At 69.3% G+C, this 18,051-nt stretch carries 15 protein-coding genes; 10 read left to right on the top strand and 5 right to left on the bottom strand.

Annotated features, from left to right (window positions below; translation table 11 throughout):
* Positions 1–19 precede the first annotated feature (19 nt).
* Positions 20–883 carry a phosphatase domain-containing protein gene (locus LXT21_RS36660; protein ID WP_254042886.1) on the bottom strand — a complete coding sequence of 288 codons (864 nt, stop codon included), beginning with the start codon at positions 881–883 and terminating at the stop codon, positions 20–22.
* A 5-nt stretch (positions 884–888) separates the two neighbouring features.
* Positions 889–2,742, bottom strand: coding sequence for a hypothetical protein (locus tag LXT21_RS36655; RefSeq protein WP_254042885.1), 1,854 nt, complete (start codon positions 2,740–2,742; stop codon positions 889–891).
* Between the two features lie 229 nt (positions 2,743–2,971).
* On the opposite strand from LXT21_RS36655, the gene LXT21_RS36650 reads away from it, so the two are divergent.
* The 3 genes from LXT21_RS36650 to LXT21_RS36640 all read left to right on the top strand — a co-directional run bounded on the left by LXT21_RS36650 (position 2,972) and on the right by LXT21_RS36640 (position 7,000).
* Positions 2,972–4,840, top strand: coding sequence for a vWA domain-containing protein (locus LXT21_RS36650; protein ID WP_254042884.1), 1,869 nt, complete (start codon positions 2,972–2,974; stop codon positions 4,838–4,840).
* A 91-nt stretch (positions 4,841–4,931) separates the two neighbouring features.
* On the top strand, positions 4,932–5,747 hold the full coding sequence (locus LXT21_RS36645) for a GNAT family N-acetyltransferase (protein WP_254042883.1): 816 nt from the start codon (positions 4,932–4,934) through the stop codon (positions 5,745–5,747).
* Positions 5,748–6,175: 428 nt separating this feature from the next.
* Positions 6,176–7,000 carry a hypothetical protein gene (locus LXT21_RS36640; protein WP_074956946.1) on the top strand — a complete coding sequence of 275 codons (825 nt, stop codon included), beginning with the start codon at positions 6,176–6,178 and terminating at the stop codon, positions 6,998–7,000.
* A 59-nt stretch (positions 7,001–7,059) separates the two neighbouring features.
* Here LXT21_RS36640 and LXT21_RS36635 read toward each other — a convergent pair whose 3' ends face one another.
* A complete protein-coding gene (locus LXT21_RS36635) occupies positions 7,060–7,428 on the bottom strand; it encodes a hypothetical protein (protein WP_254042882.1) in 369 nt (122 codons plus the stop codon).
* A gap of 158 nt (positions 7,429–7,586) precedes the next feature.
* On the bottom strand, positions 7,587–8,591 hold the full coding sequence (locus LXT21_RS36630) for a PKD domain-containing protein (protein ID WP_254042881.1): 1,005 nt from the start codon (positions 8,589–8,591) through the stop codon (positions 7,587–7,589).
* Positions 8,592–8,939: 348 nt separating this feature from the next.
* Here LXT21_RS36630 and LXT21_RS36625 point away from each other — a divergent pair, with 348 nt between their 5' ends.
* The 7 genes from LXT21_RS36625 to LXT21_RS36595 all read left to right on the top strand — a co-directional run bounded on the left by LXT21_RS36625 (position 8,940) and on the right by LXT21_RS36595 (position 16,877).
* Complete coding sequence (locus LXT21_RS36625) at positions 8,940–9,461, top strand: hypothetical protein (protein WP_254042880.1); 522 nt, start codon at positions 8,940–8,942, stop codon at positions 9,459–9,461.
* Positions 9,455–10,693, top strand: a complete 1,239-nt coding sequence (locus tag LXT21_RS36620) for a hypothetical protein (RefSeq protein WP_254042879.1) — start codon at positions 9,455–9,457, stop codon at positions 10,691–10,693. The genes LXT21_RS36625 and LXT21_RS36620 overlap by 7 nt, the downstream gene beginning before the upstream one ends.
* A gap of 103 nt (positions 10,694–10,796) precedes the next feature.
* Positions 10,797–11,402 carry a hypothetical protein gene (locus LXT21_RS36615; protein WP_254042878.1) on the top strand — a complete coding sequence of 202 codons (606 nt, stop codon included), beginning with the start codon at positions 10,797–10,799 and terminating at the stop codon, positions 11,400–11,402.
* A gap of 65 nt (positions 11,403–11,467) precedes the next feature.
* Complete coding sequence (locus LXT21_RS36610; RefSeq protein WP_254042877.1) at positions 11,468–13,591, top strand: hypothetical protein; 2,124 nt, start codon at positions 11,468–11,470, stop codon at positions 13,589–13,591.
* A 110-nt stretch (positions 13,592–13,701) separates the two neighbouring features.
* A complete protein-coding gene (locus LXT21_RS36605; protein ID WP_254042876.1) occupies positions 13,702–14,112 on the top strand; it encodes a hypothetical protein in 411 nt (136 codons plus the stop codon).
* A 472-nt stretch (positions 14,113–14,584) separates the two neighbouring features.
* Complete coding sequence (locus LXT21_RS36600; protein WP_254042875.1) at positions 14,585–15,274, top strand: response regulator; 690 nt, start codon at positions 14,585–14,587, stop codon at positions 15,272–15,274.
* Entirely contained in the window at positions 15,243–16,877 is a 1,635-nt protein-coding gene (locus LXT21_RS36595; RefSeq protein ID WP_254042874.1) for a sensor histidine kinase, read from the top strand. The genes LXT21_RS36600 and LXT21_RS36595 overlap by 32 nt, the downstream gene beginning before the upstream one ends.
* Here the strand turns inward: LXT21_RS36595 and LXT21_RS36590 are convergent.
* The gene (locus LXT21_RS36590) at positions 16,865–18,046 is read right to left on the bottom strand and encodes a hypothetical protein (RefSeq protein ID WP_254042873.1); all 1,182 of its coding nucleotides are present in this window, start codon (positions 18,044–18,046) and stop codon (positions 16,865–16,867) included. The two genes, LXT21_RS36595 and LXT21_RS36590, sit on opposite strands and share 13 nt — an antisense overlap.
* Positions 18,047–18,051 lie beyond the last annotated feature (5 nt).

Raw genomic sequence — 18,051 nt, 5'->3', positions numbered from 1 at the left:
TTGTGCTCGGAGTTGAGGACTACCGGGCGAGCCACTCCGTCCATCCGAGCGGCCCCCCGCCGGGATTCTCGCGCGCGTACGCGTAGAAGCGCTCGATGAAGACCTGTCTCTCGGCGATGAAGGGCGCCTTGCGGCTGGACGGGTCCGCGGCCTTGCGCAGGTCATATCCGCCGAGCAGCGCCTGTCGGTCCAGCAAGGTGCCGAGCGCGAGGCGGTGCGCGTTGCGCAGCATGTCCAGCAGACACATGAACGTGGCGGTCCGTCCCTTGCCTCCTCGGCAATGCAGGTGCAGATGCGCTCCCTCGGGGAGCCCGCGCACCCAATCGATGAAGCGCTGCACCGTGGCGTCCAGCGGACGGGTGTGGTCCGTGACGGGGAACCGGACGCAGTGCCCGTCGGGCAGTCCGAAGGCCTGTGCCTCATCCGATACCGACCGCCGCTCCCAGTCCGTGAAGGTCGCGGGCGCCTTGCCCTTCACGGCCTCCACGGTCCCCACGCGCACGCGAGGCGACAAGCCCAGCAGCCGCAGGCGCCCGGCCTCGAGCGCCAGGGCCTCCGTGTCCGACAGCCCCGCCGCGCCCCAGTTGGACTCCGCATACCAGCTCACGGCGGCGCCGTTCAGGAAGCCGTGCGACTCCTGCCGCAGGTCCACGACGTAAAGAGCCTCGGGGCGCACGCCGTCGAGCTGTCGCAGCACATCCCTGAAGCCCTCGATGGACGGCTGCGCGCTCCCGGAGCAACGCAGCTCGGCGAGTCCCGTCGAGTCGAGCCCGCCCATTTCTGGCAGACGCGTCGTCGTCCGGAAGCGACGCGCCTGGGCCCCCTCATCGTCGAGCACGAGCGTGCCGTACGTCGCATCGGGTGCCAACGGAGGGATGAGCATGGACGTTAGAGGAAATCACCAATCAGGCTGGCGATCTTGTCCAGATCACTCGCGGTCGGCTGCCCCGGCGGCAGGGCAGGCGACGGCGCGACCGCGGCGCTGCTCGCGGCGGGAAGCCCCGTCGACGCGCTGCTCGCGCCGGGCGGCGGACTGAAGGTCTCGACGAGGAACTTCCAGACCTCCTCTTCACGAAAGGCATCGAGGTTCTGGTCGCCGTCCCACACGGCGACAGCGCTCCCCGTCACGTCCGCGTCTTCCGTCCTGTTCCACCGGGGGATGACCGAGCCGGGGCAGGCCTTCGTCACGAAGGCGCGCGCCTTGGAAATCTCGAGCTTCAGGTGCCTCGGGAGGAACGGCCCCGGCTTCTTGAAGAGATTGACACAGGCGGTCCAGAAGCCTCTCACGTCGATCTTCCCCGTCGGCGCGTTGTCCAGGACGGTGTTCCAGAGGACGTCACCGTCGATCCGCGCGACGTTCCTCAGGTCACGCGCGGCCGCGTCCACATGCGAGCCCTGGATGGCCTCGAACAAGGTATGGAAGCTCGTCGTCCGCTTGTCGTAATACAGACGCCAGAGGACGGAATACCCCACGGAGATGACCATTCCGACCGGGACCGCCGCGAGGCCCTGATGATGCTGTGCGAACTGGGACCACGCGCTGATGCGCCCCTGGGTGTGCCCCGACGTGCCCGCGTACAGCGGCGCGAGCATGAGCCTGGACGACACCACGTTCGGACAGAACTCATGACGCGTCCAGCCCGCCGCGTGGGGAAAGTCTCTGCCTGGATCATGGGGCGTCGGCTCCGCATGGGCCTCCATCGTCGAGCCCCATGCGGCGAACCCCGCCAGCGATGGCAGCCCGTCAAGACGCGCTTGCGGGAACTCGAACCGTTGGTGGCGACCATTGTTTCCCCGCCATGGGAACATCCGCGCCAGATCGCTGAGCAATACCTGGCACCTCACGACGGGAGGCAACAAACGCCAGCGATTGAATTCCTTGCCTCCGTCGAGCGCGCGGAAGGCCTCGATTGTCTCCGCGGAGGCGAGCGCCACCGTGGCGGGGGACTCCGACAGACAATGGTGGATGGCGCCCAGGACCCGGGGGCGCGCCGTGCCCACATCGGTGAGCTCTCCTGGATTCCCTCGCAGGTAGTACGGCAGGTACTCCCACATCGCGTAATTCAGTTGGAGGGGCCCCTGGGCCTGGGCCATCGCGCGGACCACCGCGGCGAGCATCGCGCGCTGATACGTCACCAACCCCGGGCTGCCCAGGAGGTACAACATCGAGATCTTCTCGATGGTGCGTGACGGCCAGGAGGTCACCTCGCCGATGAGCGCTCGGGCCGCTTCCGTCACGTTCCGGTAGAACTGGATGCGATCTCGCCGGCCCCCGACCTTCAGCGTCTTGAAGAAGGGCAAGGCGGCCACGGCATTCAGGTCCCCCTTCTTGAGCCCGTAGCCCTCCCACAAGCGCGTGAACTGCGCATCCACCGTGGGGCGATGCGCATCCTTGTGCCCCAGGTTCCCTGACAGGGGACTCAGCCAGATCTGGAGCTGCTTCAGATAGTGCTTCTGGACGTTCGCCGCGCGGAAGGCCCCCGCATGAATGCTGAAGTCCATCCCCCAGACCTGCCCGGCCCGCTCGAGGAGCGCGAGACACACAGGGTCACCCGCCGCCACCTGGAGGAGCAGCTGACCGAATTTCTCGGGGTCCGCCTGGAGGTCGTACCAGGGCACGATGACGCGAACCGCGCGAGCCAACTGCGCGTACTTCGCCGTGGCTCTCGGGGCGACAATGGTGGCGACAGGCGTCGTGATGACAGTGTTCGCCTCGGCATTGGACCGCAGGAAGAGAATCAAGGTGTCATGACCTCGCGGAAGAGGTGCGCGCGCATCGCAAGGCGCATGCCACCTCACGCTTCTGGGGTGGACGATGACCTCCTCCGAAGAACCACGCCCCCTGGCGTCCTGGTGTGACGCCCTCGCGTCCCACGGGAACGCCAACGTGAGACAGCCACGGAGTCCGCGGAACCTTTCCCACGACCCCGCTGTCGGAGCCCCTGCGAATCCAGGAACAGGGAGGCAGTGAATGAGGCGGAACCTCGAGGCCGTCACGGGTGTCGTGTGTGCGCTCGCGTTGAGTGGGATGCTGTTCTCGTGCCGTTCGTCGGACGTGGACACGAAAGGCGAGGCCCCTCGTGACGCGCATGCGGGACAGCGGGCCGCCAAGGCCCCCGCTGCGCAGGGAGACACGGCCCTCGCCCCCTCCGCCCGGGCCACGGCCCCTGAGTCGCCCTCCCCCGCCGCCGCCGTTCGCGAGGAGCCCACCCCGGCGCCACGCGAGGCGCCTCCCCCCTCCGGAAACCCCGAGCGGGTGCGCTCCGCGCTCAACAACCTGCTCGGCCCGCCGGGCACGGCCCATGGCCAGGGCAGCGGCGGACTGGGACTCAAGGGAAGCGGCTCCGGCGGCGGTGGCATCGGGGTCCTCGGAGGCAAGCGCGGCGGCCTCGCGGGCATCGGCACCGTGGGACGCGGCCGCGGACGCCCCACCGGCACCTCCCGCGCTCCGGAGTCCGACGCCGCCTCCACCCAGGAGGGCTACCGCGACCACGGCGTGAACCCCTTCGTCTCCACGGCGAAGGACCGCCTCTCCACCTTCGCGGCGGATGTCGACACGGCCTCGTACACCCTCGCGCGGCGCAAGCTCAAGGAAGGCACCCTGCCGCCGCGTGAGGCCGTGCGCGTGGAGGAGATGCTCAACTACTTCCGCTACGCGTACCCCGCCCCCACGCCCCAGGACGGCCCCTTCGCCGTGCATCTGGACGCCGCGCCCTCCCCCTTCACGCCCGGACGCCACCTGCTGCGCGTCGGCGTGCAGGGCAAGCGCCTGAGCGTCTCCGAGCGCAAGCCCGCGCACCTCACCTTCCTCGTGGACGTCTCCGGGTCGATGCAGTCGCCAGACCGCCTGCCCCTGGCCAAGCGCGCCTTGCGGATGCTCGTGGACCAACTGCGCGACGGCGACACCGTGGCGCTCGTCACCTACGCGAGCGCGGTGCGCCGCGTCCTTCCGCCCACGGGCATGGAGCACAAGGCCCTCATCCACACCGCCATCGAGGACCTGACCGCGGGCGGGAGCACCGCGATGGGCTCCGGCATCCAGCTGGCCTACCAGGAGGCGATGAAGACACTCGATGGTGAGTCAATCTCACGCGTCGTCATCCTGTCCGACGGCGACGCGAACGTGGGGAGCACCTCCCACGAGGCCATCTTGAAGACCATCCGAGGCCACGTGAAGGAAGGCATCACCGTCACCACCGTGGGCTTCGGGATGGGCAACTACCAGGACACGATGATGGAACAGCTCGCGGACCAGGGGAACGGCAACCACCACTACGTGGACTCGCTGATGGCCGCGCGGCGCATCTTCGTGGAGCAGCTCGGAGGCACGCTCGAGGTCATCGCGAAGGACGTGAAGCTCCAGGTGGAGTTCGATCCCAAGCAGGTGTCCCGCTATCGCCTCATCGGCTACGAGAACCGCGACATCGCGGACGCGGACTTCCGCAATGACCGCGTGGACGCCGGAGAGCTGGGCTCGGGCCACTCCGTCACCGCGCTGTACGAGCTGGAGCTCCAGCCCGGCGCGGGCGAGGGCCTCGCCACGGTGCGCGTGCGCGCCAAGCGCCCCCGAGGCGAGACGGCCTCCGAGCGCGCCTTCCCCTTCCCCGCCAGCGCGCTCTCGTCCACGTTCAAGCAGGCCTCTTCCGACCTGCGCTTCGCGACCGCCGTGATGGGCGCGGCGGAGATGCTGCGGCGCAGCCCTCACGCGGAGAGGTGGAGCCTGGACCAGGTGCGGGAGATCGCACGCGCCGCGACCCCCGCGGGCAACGAGGAGCGTGAGGAGTTCCTCGCGCTGTTGGGTGAGGCGCATCACCTGCTGCGCGACGTCGCCGCACGTTGAGTCAGGAACAAAAGGCTCCAGGGGCCCCGCGCTTCGATGCGGAGCACCTGGGGTACAATCGATCCTTCCCCCTCAACCCTGGAGCCCTCCCGTGCACTCCGCGACGCAGGCCGAGATCGACGAGTCCCATGCGCAATTCCGAGGCGCCTGGCGGAAGATGGCCCTGGGCGGCAGGTCGGGCGAGGTGCTGGAGCGTCCCGAGGTCTTCATCGCGTCGAGCCACGTCTCCTGGGCGATGATGAACGCGGCCTTCCTGCGCGCGCCCGCCACGACGGAGCAGGCCCTCTCCGCCGCCGTCGCGTCCGCGGCCCGCTACTTCTCCACGGGCCGTCATCCCTGGACGTTCGTCGTCTCCGATGACTGGCTCGCGCCCCAGGTGCGCGAGCGCGCCGAGTCCATCCTCGCCTGGTACAAGCTCCGCCCGCTCACCACCGTCACCGGCATGGTGTGTGACCGGCTCTCGGAGCCCGTGCGCGCCCTGCCCTCGCTCGACGTGCGCCCCGTGACGGACGCCTGGGGACGACAGGCCGTGGCCGACATCAACTCGCTCGCCTACGACGTGAGCCGCGAGTCGGGGCGCGAGGCCTTGGACGCGGAGGCCCTCTACGACGAGGAGGGCCGAGGCTTCGTGGCCTGTCGCGAGGACGCGCCCGCGAGCAGCACCGTGGTGTTGCGCGTGGACGGCCGCGCGTACATCGCGCTCGTCGCCACGTCTCCCAAGCACCGGCGAATCGGCGCCGCGGAGCTCGTCATGCGGCACGCGCTGCGCGAGGCTCGCGACACGTGGGGCCTCGAGCGCTCCGTGCTCCACGCCACCGACGCCGGCGCGCCCGTGTATCAACGCATGGGCTATCGCCCCGTGACGCGCTTCCGCATGTACGAGGCGCCCGCGCCCGGCAGCGCCTGAGCTCGACGTGACTCGTGCCCGTGCGCGGAGGGCGCGAACACGCGCCCCCTCCCCCGCGAACGAGGGCTCTGCACGAAATCCCACCCTCCGCGTCTCGCCGCCCGAGCGCCCGGCTCCGATGAGGCAGGGCGCGCTTCGCGCGACTCCGAGGCATGGAGGGCACAAAGGACCCATGGGCCCGAGACACCCGCATTCTCGCGGTACCAATCCAGCAATGCGCGACAGCCCGGCGAAGATTCGTGACACCCCGAGACCACGGGCACCTTTTTCTGCCGGGCCTGAACGCGCCCGACCGCTCGGAAATGAGAGAGCGAGAGGCGGTGGCGGAAGCGCGGACCCGGGCTCGTGAAACCTCGTGGCTGTGGCAGACTTGGTCTCCAGGGGGATCGCCGGAGACAAGAGGCGCCGCAGCACACGGGAGTCCGCGAATGGCGACGTGGAATGACCTCATCCTGGCCACACCTCGACAGGTGAACGGCAAGCATCAGGAAGAGGGGCCGGTGGCGCTGCAGGAGGCGCTGCTGGGGACGGAGGGAGAGCAGCTGGTCCTGTTGGGTCATCTGCATCGGGAGCCGCACCTGCTGCGCGAGGGCGCCTTCCACGCGGGGCGCGCCCACCTGGAGGCCTCGACCCGGCCCACGTGTACGCGCGACGAGCGGCTGGAGCAGATCAGGGCCGCGGGCCACCGCTTCACGGAGGCGCTGGGCGCCGAGCGAGACACCGCCCGCGTCTCGCTCATCTCGCTGCACCTGGGCCTGTGCCGGTTGCTGCTGGGCAGCCCGAAGGACGCGCGCGAGTGGCTGGGGATGGCGAACCAGTCCGCGGTGGAGACGCTCAAGGACATCCTCACCGAGGCGACGGGCGAGCAGGGCTTCACCCGCAACCGGCTCCTCGGCGGGATGCTCAACTTCGTGATGTTCTTCACCAGCTCCGCCACGCTCGGCGCGGGTTACCTGGTGTGGGACCGCGTCATGAGCAAGCGCTCGGACAAGGTGCTGCGGCGCGCGCTAGCGAGGATGGAGCCGCTGGCGGGCTACATCGACGCCCTGCGGGAGATGCGCCTGCGCCTGGGCGAGCCCGCCTCCAGCGTGCCGCGCTACGTGGTGACGCACACCGTGGACGACAGCCAGTGCCTGTCTCGCATCACCATCCGCACGCTGGTGGGTGAAGGCGAGGCCGTGGACTTCAACGGGCGGGAGACGCGTCGTGTCTCGCGCACCGGCTCGGAGCGGACCACCCCGCTCATCCGCTGAAGACCTGCGCGGAGGACCGCCGCCTCGCCTGCATGGGAGGCGGCGGCGACGTCACCGACTCAGGGCGTGCAGTACTTGGGATACGCGGTGTTGGGCAGACACACCATCACCTGGCTGCCGTTGCAGCCGCACCAGTTGGACGAGCAGTGCGAATCGAAGGTGCAGGCCGTCCAGTTCGCACACTGCTTGGGATACGCGGAGGTCGGCAGACACACGCGCGTCGTCCCGCCGTTGCAACCACAGCGATTGGACGTGCAGTCCGAGTCGCCCATGCACGAGGCCCAGTTGGGCTGCAGCGAGGACTCCGCGCTGGCCAGCTCCGTGTCATCGCCCTGCCCGGGTCCGGCGGCACCGGAGGGCATCTCCGCCCCGCCACACGCCAACAGCGGGAGCGCCAACAGCACGAGCAGCAATCCTTGTCGCTTCATGTCCGTCTCTCCATGTCCATGTGAAGGTCCCCGGGCGCATGGATGCACGCGCCAGGGGACACGCAAGCCCTGGCACGGGCGGGATTCCCCCCACAATTCAGCGGAATTAAAACCAACCACAGCCCTCCGGGAAGCTCCTCAACCGTGGGCGCCTGGGCTCACGGTGCGGGCGAGGAGACCACGCACAGCCTCACCGAGCCGGAGCGCACGCCTCCACGGCTGTCCCGCGCCGTCATGGTGACGTTGCAGTTGTTGCACGCGCCGGACGGAACCGCCGTCGGCGTGAAGCTCGATGACTGTCCGGTCGGCGTGCTGAACGTGCCGGCACAGGTCGCGCTCCACTGGTAGGTCACCGGATCTCGCTCCTGGTCGACCACGTTCGCGACGACGGCCGTGCTCTGTCCGAGCACCACCCGGCCCTCGCTCGCGTGCACATAGAGCACGAGCGGCGGCCTGTTGAAGCTCACGCTGACCGTGGCGCTCCCGCCCGGCACCGTCGCGGCGATGACCTCCACCGTGAGGCGGGCCGTGCTGACGCCGTTGCGCTGGTCGCGCACCGTCAGCGTGAGCGTCACCGTCTGCGGCGACGTCGGCGCCGTCCACGTGGGGTTCTTCACCGTGGTGCTGCTCAGCTGCCCCGCCGTGGCGCTCCACGAATACGACAGCAGGTCATTCGGCACCGGGTCATGCGCCGTGGCGCCCAGCGTGAGCTGCTCTCCGGCGACCACCGTGCTCGACGACACCGACACCGAGTCGATGATGGGCACGTCGTTGTCGTCGTGGTGTCCGAACGTCATGTCATGCAGCGTGACGGCCACCAGCGCCGTCTCGCCTCCGACGATGGCGACGCCCGTCGCCTGGCCCTGGTACTCGAGTCCGTTGTTCGCCGCGAAGGCCTTCACCGTGAGCGTCCTGTCAGTCCCGGCGGGAATCCCGTCGATGGTGCCGCCCCAGGCCGAGCCCGTCTTCACCAGGTCCTGCTGGATGTCCGCGAAGTCCGCGCCGGAGACGACCACCTGGATGCGCACGACGCTCGACTCCGTCGCCGCGGCCTCCTGCTCGCCAATCACCAGCTGAACCGCACCCGACTGCGTACCGGAGCCGCAGCCCACCACCATCGCCAGCAGGAAGCCGGCGACGCAGACACTCTTCGACATGCGCATGATGTTCCCCTTCTCGCACGCAGACGCGAATCGACTGACCGTGCGCGAGCCATCAGCCTGCATCAAATGACAGACACACCGGAAGTGGATTCAGACACAATCACAGCCGGGGCAGGGACGACACCCCACGCAAATCATGCGCGTCGTTTCGGACCGCGGCCCACAGGTCCACGCCCTGGGAGGGCTGGGTCATTCCGGATGCGCCGATACCTCCCACGTCACGAAACGATGTTTCAGGGACCCGACACCTCACGGGGAAAGGAGGAGTGAACAGACATGCAGGGAGTTCACGAGAACCCACCCTCGTGATAGAGACGCGCGCCGAACCAACCACCTGGGAGTCTCTTCATGACCTCGGCCGTCCGAAAGCTCTGCGCCCTCGCGCTGTTCCTCGCGTCCTCGTCGTCCTTCGCCATCGAGCACTGGGCGGATGGCCGCGCGTCGCTCCACTCCTGTCTGTATGCCAGCTCCTACGAGGCGGAGATCCGGATGTCGTACCGGAACCTCTCCCTGCCGTGGGGCACGTCGGTGGAGCTCATCCACGGCTGGGGCGGGCTGGACAACTGGGTCGCCTTCGACTGGGACAACACGCAGACGGTCGCCGCGCCCGCCTCCGCGCCGTGGACCTGGACGGTGACGGTGCGCAGCTTCATCTCCCACCGCACGTCGCCCAAGTGGTACGACAGCTTCAACTTCGTGTGGAAGGTCACCCTGCCCGGCGGCAGCGTGTTCTACGAGAAGGGCAACGGCTCCACCTACGGCTTCTACTCGGCCAACCTGGGTGACATCGCCGAGCGGCCCTGCACGAACAACTCGAGCTTCTCCGGTCCTCCGTTCGCGCTGACCATCACCTCCATCGAGCGGTGGTAGTCCCGCGTCGCCTCCTCCAGGCAGGGCTGCTCCTCGGGGCCGCCCTGCCCTGCTGTACCTCCCGGCCGCCGCCGTACGCGCTGGACTGTGCGCTGGGCGCTGGCGCCGACGAAGCGCGCTGTGCCCACGTCGCCGAGCACCAGCAAGTCACCCGCCTGGAGCTGACGGGCGCTCGGGAGCTGGTCCTCACCGCGATGTCGGCCACGAGGACGGCCACGCACCTCGTCGTGGACGCGACGCTCCAGGGCGGCTTCCGCAACCCGGCGGACCAGAACCTCTACCTCTTCCTCGGCGAGCCCACCGACGGCGTCCCCTCGCGCTATGCGCTGACGGCCGACCCGCAGTACGCCGCCGACCTGGCCTATCCGGTCCGCACGGACCTGGAGCTGCCCCATCGCCTGGACGTCCGCGTGGGGCTCATGGCGCCGGTGATGATGGGCTACACGCCGCAGGTCTACGTGAGAGACCCGGTCCGAGCGGACGCGGTGGGCCAGGACACCGGCGTCATCCTCCAGGTCGATGGCGCGCGCGTCCACGTCGAGGTCCCGCTGGAGCGCTACTACGCCCTGACGGGGCACCCGGTGCCGCGCACGCTCGGCGTCACGCTCGCCACCGCGCGCGACTACGTGGGGTTCGTGGACCACCTCACCGTGTCCGCGCTCGCGACGGGGGACACGCGCCCGGCCCTGCCCCGCGCCGCCGAGCCCGTGCTGTATCCCTCACTCGATACGCGTTCACATCGTTTCAAGAATGTGACCTTGAAACAAGCGGACGGAGTGACGCGCGTCGAGCTGGAGATGGCGGCCCCCATCAAGGATTGGGCGCAGACGAACCTCCAGTTCTTCTTCATCCCGCTTCCACCGGCGACGCCGTCGCATGTCCTCCAGGACGCCGCGCACGCGGTGGACCTGCCCTATGCGTGGTCCTGGTACTGCGCGGTCTACTCGCCCCAGCGGCTGTTCTGCCGCGCCTCCGACGGGCGTGACTTCACCTACGACACCGCCTATGCGGAGCGGAAGGCGCTGTCCTCGCTCCCCGGCATCCACTTCCGACAGACGGCGCCGGGCCGCTATCAACTGGAGTCCCCCACCGCTTCCATCGGCGCGGGCCCGGAAGGGTTCGCCCTGATGGTCGCCGCCGGTCGGGACGGCTTCGGCCCCACCACGTTCTACGGAAAGCCGCCCACTTCGAATGACAGACACCCCGCGGTGGGCCCGGGTGAGACCCGCTGAAATTCAAGCCCAGACGGATCTTCACTGGCACCGGGATTTCACTTGTACCGAGAGTGCACTCGCACCACAATGGCGGGTCTTCTTGGAGGTCTGAATCTCAGCCATGCTCCGACACATCCTCCCTTCATCGCGTGTATTGCTCACCGTGGTCCTGGGACTCGTCGTCTCCAGTTGCGCGGGCTCGGAGCTCGACCCGGCCGAGTCGTGGACGCAGCAGGATGACTCCTTCTTCGAGGAAAGCGCCCAGGCCGCGGGCCCCACCCAGCACAACTGTCCCGCGGGCCAGGAGTGGGATGCCATCTTCGGCTGTCAGATCATGTACGGCGCCGCCTGTTATCAGACGCGCGGCCCTGGCTACATGGGCCTGGAGCCGAACTGCTTCAAGATTCCTTCGCCCGGCGGGCCGCCCCCGAGCACGTCCTGCTCCAGTACGCGGGGCTCCGCGTACTGCGGCACGGAGCCGGCCTGTTACGTCTGTCCCAAGCAGTGCGCGTCCACGCGCGGTACCGGCTGGTGCGGACAGGAGCCGAACTGCGTGCAGTGCGGCCAGGTCTGCGCCAATACCCGGGGCGCGGGTTGGTGTGGGAACGAGCCGAATTGCTACACGTGCCCGACGTACTGTGTCGATTCGCGCGGCCCGGGCTGGTGTGGCACGGAGCCTGGTTGCTACACGTGCACCAACGGCGGCGGCACCTCCGAGGGAGGCTGAGTCCCGACGTCCGTGAGGGAACGGCGCCGGCACGACGGCGTCCTCCCGCCTGACGTTGCTTCCAGATGCGGCAGTCACCCGTCGCCCACACCTCCGCGCTCCTGTGGGCCCTCGCGCTCGCGACGGCCTATGGGGTCGTGCTCATCGTCACACGGCTGGATGTCTTCAGCATCGACGTCGCGGGGCACCTCGCCAGCGGCATGGCGGTGCGTCGGGGATACTTCCACCAGTTCAACGACAGCGCCTTCCTCGGGTACGTCCAGAACCTGTTCTACCCGCCACTCGAGGACCTGCTCCTGGGCGCACTGTTGTGGCTGCTGCCGCTCGAGCCCGTCGACGTCTTCAAGCTGTTCCTGTCACTGCTCGTCGCGGGCTACTTCGCGGGCGTGGGCCTGCTGGCCTGGCGCTTCGAGCGTCCGTGGGTGCGCGGGCTCTTCGTCCTCGCGTCCATCACCCTGTTCTACACGCACAAGGCCGAGGGCTTCGCGCAGGGGCTCTGCTTCCTGGACCTGTTCCGCGTGGGAATCACGAGCCAGTTCCTCGGCGCGTTCTTCTTCTTCGCGGTGGCCGCCGAGCTCCATGGCACGCCGAGACCCCGACGGCTCGCGTTGCTGCTCGCGGGCGTTGTCCTGTCGCACCTCATCATGGGGCTCGCGGCGGGAGTGCTCGTGCTGCTCTCGCTGCCCCGCATCCTCCGGGACGTCCGCCTCGTGGGCGCGCTGGTGCTGGGCGCGGGGCTGAGTGCGTTCTTCTGGCTTCCGTTCCTCGCGCATCGCGGATTGATGGTCAGCAACCTGGTCATGGTCGAACAGACGGGTTGGAGCGTGCTGCTCGTGTGCCTGCCCGTGGCGCTGTTCGGGTGGACGCGCGGCATGCGGCTGTTCGCCTCCGCGGCGGTGACGCTCCTTGTCCCGTCCCTCTTCGCGCTCGTGTTCAAGGACTCGCCGTGGCTGCCCGCGCTGCACTACTACCGCTTCGACATCTGCGGGCTCGTGCTGGTCCCCGCCATGGTGGCGGCCGTGCTGGATGCGTTGCCCTCGACCGACCCGTGGAGGAGCCACGTGGCGCGCGCCGCCGCGTTCGTGGCGCTGGCCCTGCTGGCTTGGCTCTTCCCGTTGCGCTCGGGCTTCACGCTCCCGGGCCGGCTCGCGGGTGGGTCGCGCTTCGCGCGAGAGGGCTCGACCGGCGTCACGGATGAGCGCTTCGGTCGACACTTCGCGCTGGAGTATCGGCGCCCGTTCGACTTCGCGGTGGAGAGCTACCTCGGCGTGGTGGACGAGCACTTCCGAGGACCCAAGGGGCTCTTCTGGGAGAGCAACACCGCGAACCACCTGGTGAGTTCGTACATGGCCACGCTCGTGGGCCGACCGGTCATCCTGGACCACTTCTACTTCGGCAGCTTCGCGTGTCCCTTCCAGCAGTGCGTGCTCGACCACTTCCTCGCGGACTTCAACATCACCCGCTTCTCGGTGGACACGCGCGTCCTGTCAGCGAGGCCCGTGGCGCCCGAGACAACGCTGGAAGACATCAAGACCCGCGCGGCCTGTTACTCGCGCACGCTCGAGGAGGGGGGCACCCCGCGCTTCCGCTTCGTCCCCGAGCCTTCGTTCTCCGTGAATGGCGCGCCCTTCCGCACGGTCCGCGTCGAGCCGCGTGACGGCATCGCCGGAGGTCCCGCGTTCAACACGAGCGTGGAGCTGCTGCCGCCCTCGGAGCTGATGCCGTTCGAGCGCGCCGAGCGCTACTTCTACAACGCCTACTTCCACCCCATGGGCCCCGCGTGCGAGGCGCGCATCCACCTGCGGCAGACGCTCGTGGGAGACGCGGAGTGGCAACCGCTGGAGGACGCGCTCGCCGTCGCGGGCCCCTCCGTGAAGCTGCCACCCGAGCCCGCCACGCTGAACAAGGAGGGCCCCGGACGCTATCGATTGGACCTGCCCTCCGTGGGCCCACGTCTCTTCAAGGTGAAGCTCGCGTGGTTCCCTGGGATGCGACTGGTGGACGCGCAGGGTCGCGAGCAGCCGCTGTTCCGCGCATACCCGCACCTGCTCGGCATTGGCGAGGGGACGCTGTGGCTCGAGTACCGCCGGCCGACAGTGGTGTGGGTGGCGTATGGCATCAGCGCTATTTTCTGGCTGGGGCTCGCCGCGTCGGCCCGCCGACGCTCGCCCACTCCATGTGCGCGCTGACGGCGCAATCTCAATCAAGGGCGGCTGGTCACTCAGGACCCACGCCAATCATTGCCATCCACGATAGGCTTCTCGCGCATCCTTCACCCGAATCTCTCGCGGAGGCATCCATGAAGTCGAAGCTCATGGTGGCGGTGGTGCTCGGAGCTGGGACCTTGCTGACGGCATGTGGCGGCACGCTCGAGGACACGCCCACGTCCGAGGATGTGATGGGCGCCCAGCGCGCGGGGCTCACGGCTTCGCTCTCCTGTTCGCAGGACTCTAGCCGGGTCAGCTGCGATGCGCTCGTCACCGAAGGCGTCGCACCGTTCACCTATACGTGGACCCAGCGGATCTTCCTCGAAGCGACGGGCAGGTACTACACGTCCGGCCCCACTCCGGGAGGTGCGAGCCGCAGCTTCACGTGTCGGACCCCTGACGAAAGTGGCACCATCTTTTCCTCCCTGCGCGTCAGCGCCACCGTCACGGACGCCACCGGCGCGGTGGTGCACACCAGCTCCGGCGAATTCTCCTGCGGTTGATCCGGAGCGTCACACCTCTCCCGACACCGGGAGTCCTGGTTAATTCAGGTTTTCCGGAGAAGGAACGTCAGACCCCTCCGCCATAGTGCATGGAGGAGGGAGACGGTGACGGCTCAAACGTTGTTGGTGTTCGTTCCGGTGGTGTTGATGCTCGCGGCGGCGGTGGCCATCCGTCGCCCGCGACGGCGCTCGCGGCGACTGAAGGTTCGCGAAGCCAATTGACAGGCTGAGCCGGGGCGCATGCAGCCGCCCCGGCTCGAACCGGACGAGCCCCTCCCCCGAGGTCGCTCGTCCTTCCGTCAATCAAGTGGCGCTGACTTCCCCCGAAGCCAGACGACCGCATTCCTTGGGGTTATCGGACCCGCCCGCACCGGGTTGCGTCCGGCCCGAATAAAAAATGAAAAGGTGACTGTACGCCCAGGTCCGGCCGTGTCGGAGGTACACTCCGCGCCCTCCCCAACCCGAGTGTCGCGTGGCTGAACGTCCCACCGTCCTGGTCGTCGATGATGATCCCCACCTGCGGGACATCGTCCGTTTCGCGCTGGAGCAAGGCGGCTTCCGCGTGGAAGAGGCCGCGGAGGGGCGAGCGGCGCTGGCCCACGTCCAGCGCTCGCTCCCCGCGCTCATCGTCCTGGACATCATGATGCCGGAGATGGACGGGCTCACGGTGTGCCGCGAGGTGCGGCGCACACACGAGCTGCCCATCGTCTTCCTCTCCTCGCGGGACGATGAGGTGGACCGCATCCTCGGCCTGGAGCTGGGCGGCGACGACTACCTGACCAAGCCCTTCAGCCCGCGCGAGCTGGTGGCGCGCGTGAAGGCGGTGCTGCGCCGCGCGCGGCCCGCGCCCGAGACCTCCGCGGCGTCGAAGCCCTTGATGCGCGGCCCCCTGAAGCTGGACGAGGAGCGCTTCCGCGCCTGGTGGGGCGAACAGGAGGTGGTGCTCACCGTGACGGAGTTCCACCTGCTCGCGGCGCTGTTGCGCGTGCCGGGTAAGGTGTTCACCCGGGACGAGGTCATGACGCGCGTCTACGACGACGGCGTGGTGAGTGACCGGACCATCGACAGCCACGTGCGTCGGGTGCGGCAGAAGTTCGCCGGTGTCGGCGGGGAAGTCATCGAGACGGTGCATGGCCTCGGCTATCGGCTCGCCATCCCGTAGCGGCCGCCCCCAGCCCCGGCTGTGGATGGTGTTCGCGGCCGTGGGGCTCGCGGGCTTCGTGCTCACGCTGGGCGGGCTCGCCTTCGTGCGCGTCTACGACAACCAGCTCATCCGCCAGACGGAGATGGAGCTGCTCACCCAAGGCGCCGTGGTGGTGGAGCTCTATCGCGCCACGCTGGCCGAGCGCGTCGGCGAGGGCGACTACGGACGGACTCGCACCGCGAAGTGGCCCTTCCCCATCCCCGATGACAAGCGGCTGCGCCCCATCCTCCCGTCGCTCAAGGCCTCGGACGAGCCGCTCCCCGCGGACGAGGAGCCACCGCGCGCGCTCGTGCCCGGTGAGCCCTTGGCCCTTGAGGCAGGCGTGAAGCTCAACCCGCTCCTGGAGAACGTGCGCGCCGCCACGCTCGCGGGCATCCGCGTGGTCGACACCAGCGGCGTGGTGGTCTCCAGCAGCAGCCCGGCCGTGCTGGGCACGACGTTGGCGGACCGCCCCGAAGTGCAACAGGCCCTGCGAGGAGAGCCCGCGAGCGTGCTGCGCCGCCGCCACTCCGAGGCCGAGGACACGCCCCTGGCCTCGCTCAGCCGCGACACCGGCATCCGCGTCTCGGTGGCGCTGCCCATCCTGCAAGGCGAGCGCGTCTGGGGCGCGGTGGTGCTGGCGCGCACGCCGATGACCTTCGCCAAGGCCACGTACGCGGACCGTTGGAACCTGACGGCCACGGGCCTGGTGCTGCTCGGCGCGCTCGGGCTGATGTCGCTGGCCGCCGCCGCGCTGCTGGGCCGTCCGGTGCGAGCCCTGGTGAAGCAGACGCGCGCCATCGCCGCCAGCGCGCCAGAGGGCTACGAACCCCTGGCCCGTCCCGTCGTCGCGGAGCTGGCCGAGCTGTCCGAGTCGCTCGCCGGCATGGCCACCGCGCTGAGAGATCGCAACCAGTACATCCGCTCCTTCGCGGCCAACGTGTCGCACGAGTTCAAGACACCGCTGGCCTCCATCCAGGGCGCGGTGGAGCTGTTGCGCGACAGCGCGGACGCGATGACAGCCGAGCAGCGCACGCGCTTCCTCTCCAACATCGACGCCGACGCGCGCCGACTCACGCGGCTGGTGCAGCGACTGCTGGAGCTGGCCCGCGCCGACTCCATGACCGCCACGCCCGCCCAGGTGGAGCTGGCTCCGCTCTTGAAAGCCGTCACCGAGAGGGCCCACGCGGAGGGACTGGAGCGCGTGGACGTGGGCCCCGTCCCCGAGGGCCTCACCGTGGCCCTGCCCTCCGAGGTGATGGAGGACGTGCTCTGGCAGCTCATCACCAACGCCCGTCAGCACGGCGGCGAGGACGTCCGCGTGTCGCTCGCCGTGGAGACGCAGCCCGACGGCGTCGTGCGTGTCGTGGTGCGGGACGACGGGCGCGGCATCTCCGAGTCGAACCGCGCCCGCATCTTCGACGCCTTCTTCACCACGGCGCGCGAGCGCGGAGGCACGGGCCTGGGCCTCACCATCTCCCAGTCCATGCTGCGCGCCTTCGGCTCCAGTCTGGAGCTGCTGCCCGCGAACCCGGAGACGAAGGGCTCCGCCTTCGCCGTCGCCGTGCATCAACGGAAGTAGCTGTTGGAGATGTCCACCGAGTAGCCCAGCTCGAGCGTGGGCGCGGACGCGGCCACCAGGTACTGACGGAAGTGCAGCACCTTGCCCGGCAGCGTCGCGCCCTGAGGCGTCGTCTCGGCCGCCTCGAACTGCTCCAGGCTGCCACCCTCGCGGCGGTAGTTGAACACCGCGGGGAAGTGCGCGCGGGCCCGAAGCTCCGCCACCGGCCACGAGACGCGTGGCAGCGCCAGCTTCAACCGGCCGGACAGGTGGAACACGCCCAGCTCCCGCGTCAGCACCACCTCGAGCGCACCCGCTGTCTCGCCGAGCCGCGCGGGCGCCACCTTCAGCCGCAGCACCCCCTCCGTCACCGCCTCCACGGGCACGGGGATGGCGTTGAGCGTGACGCGCTCCAACGCGTGCCCCTCCGGCACCACCAACTCCAGCGCCTGCTCGCGGTCCAGGCTCAACGTGTAGCCGACGCGAAGCGTGGCCCGGCCCTCCAGCGTGGACACCCACGTCGCGGTGGCCTCGGAGATGCGCGGCTCCAGCGGAGGACGCACCTGAGGCTTCGTCGCCTGCGCCACCTGGGACGCCGCCTTCCAGCCGACGCGCAGCGCGCCCTGCACGGGATAGAGCGCGTAGCCCTCGCCCGAGGACGGCAGCGACTCCAGCAGCGTGAACACGGACGTGTCCGCCTCCAGCGCCAGCGGCACCGGCGAGACATGGGGACCGAAGCGGAGCTGCGCACGGCGCTCCGGGCCCGTGCCCGACGAGCGCACGGTGAGGCTCACGTCGAAGCTCTGACGCCCCGCCTTGCGCGTGAGCAGGCACAGGTAGCCATCCACCACGCCCACCGTGGCGTCGTCCAACGTGGGCAAGGCCGTGGGGTACGTGTCCGCGTCGAGTTGCAGCAGGCGCACCTGCGTCCAGCGTCCGTCCGCGAGCACCTCCACCTCGAAGGTCGCCTCCACTTGCAGTGCATCCGCGGACAACCGTCCGCTCAGCTCGCTCTTCACCAGCGCCTCGGTGGGCGGCGCGGGAGGTGGCGCCTGTCGCTGCGAGTACAGCGGGATGAGCTGCTCCAGCGGCACGGTGGCGGTGCCGGCGGGAGCCGGGGTGGACTCGGGCGCGCCCAGGGCCTCGGGGGCGAGCAGCAGGATTCCGACGACGAGGGAAAGGGTCCGCATGATGG

Origin of the sequence: Myxococcus guangdongensis, assembly GCF_024198255.1 — a bacterium.
Taxonomy (GTDB): Bacteria; Myxococcota; Myxococcia; order Myxococcales; family Myxococcaceae; genus Myxococcus; species Myxococcus guangdongensis.
This window is presented reverse-complemented; position numbering and strand designations above follow the sequence as displayed.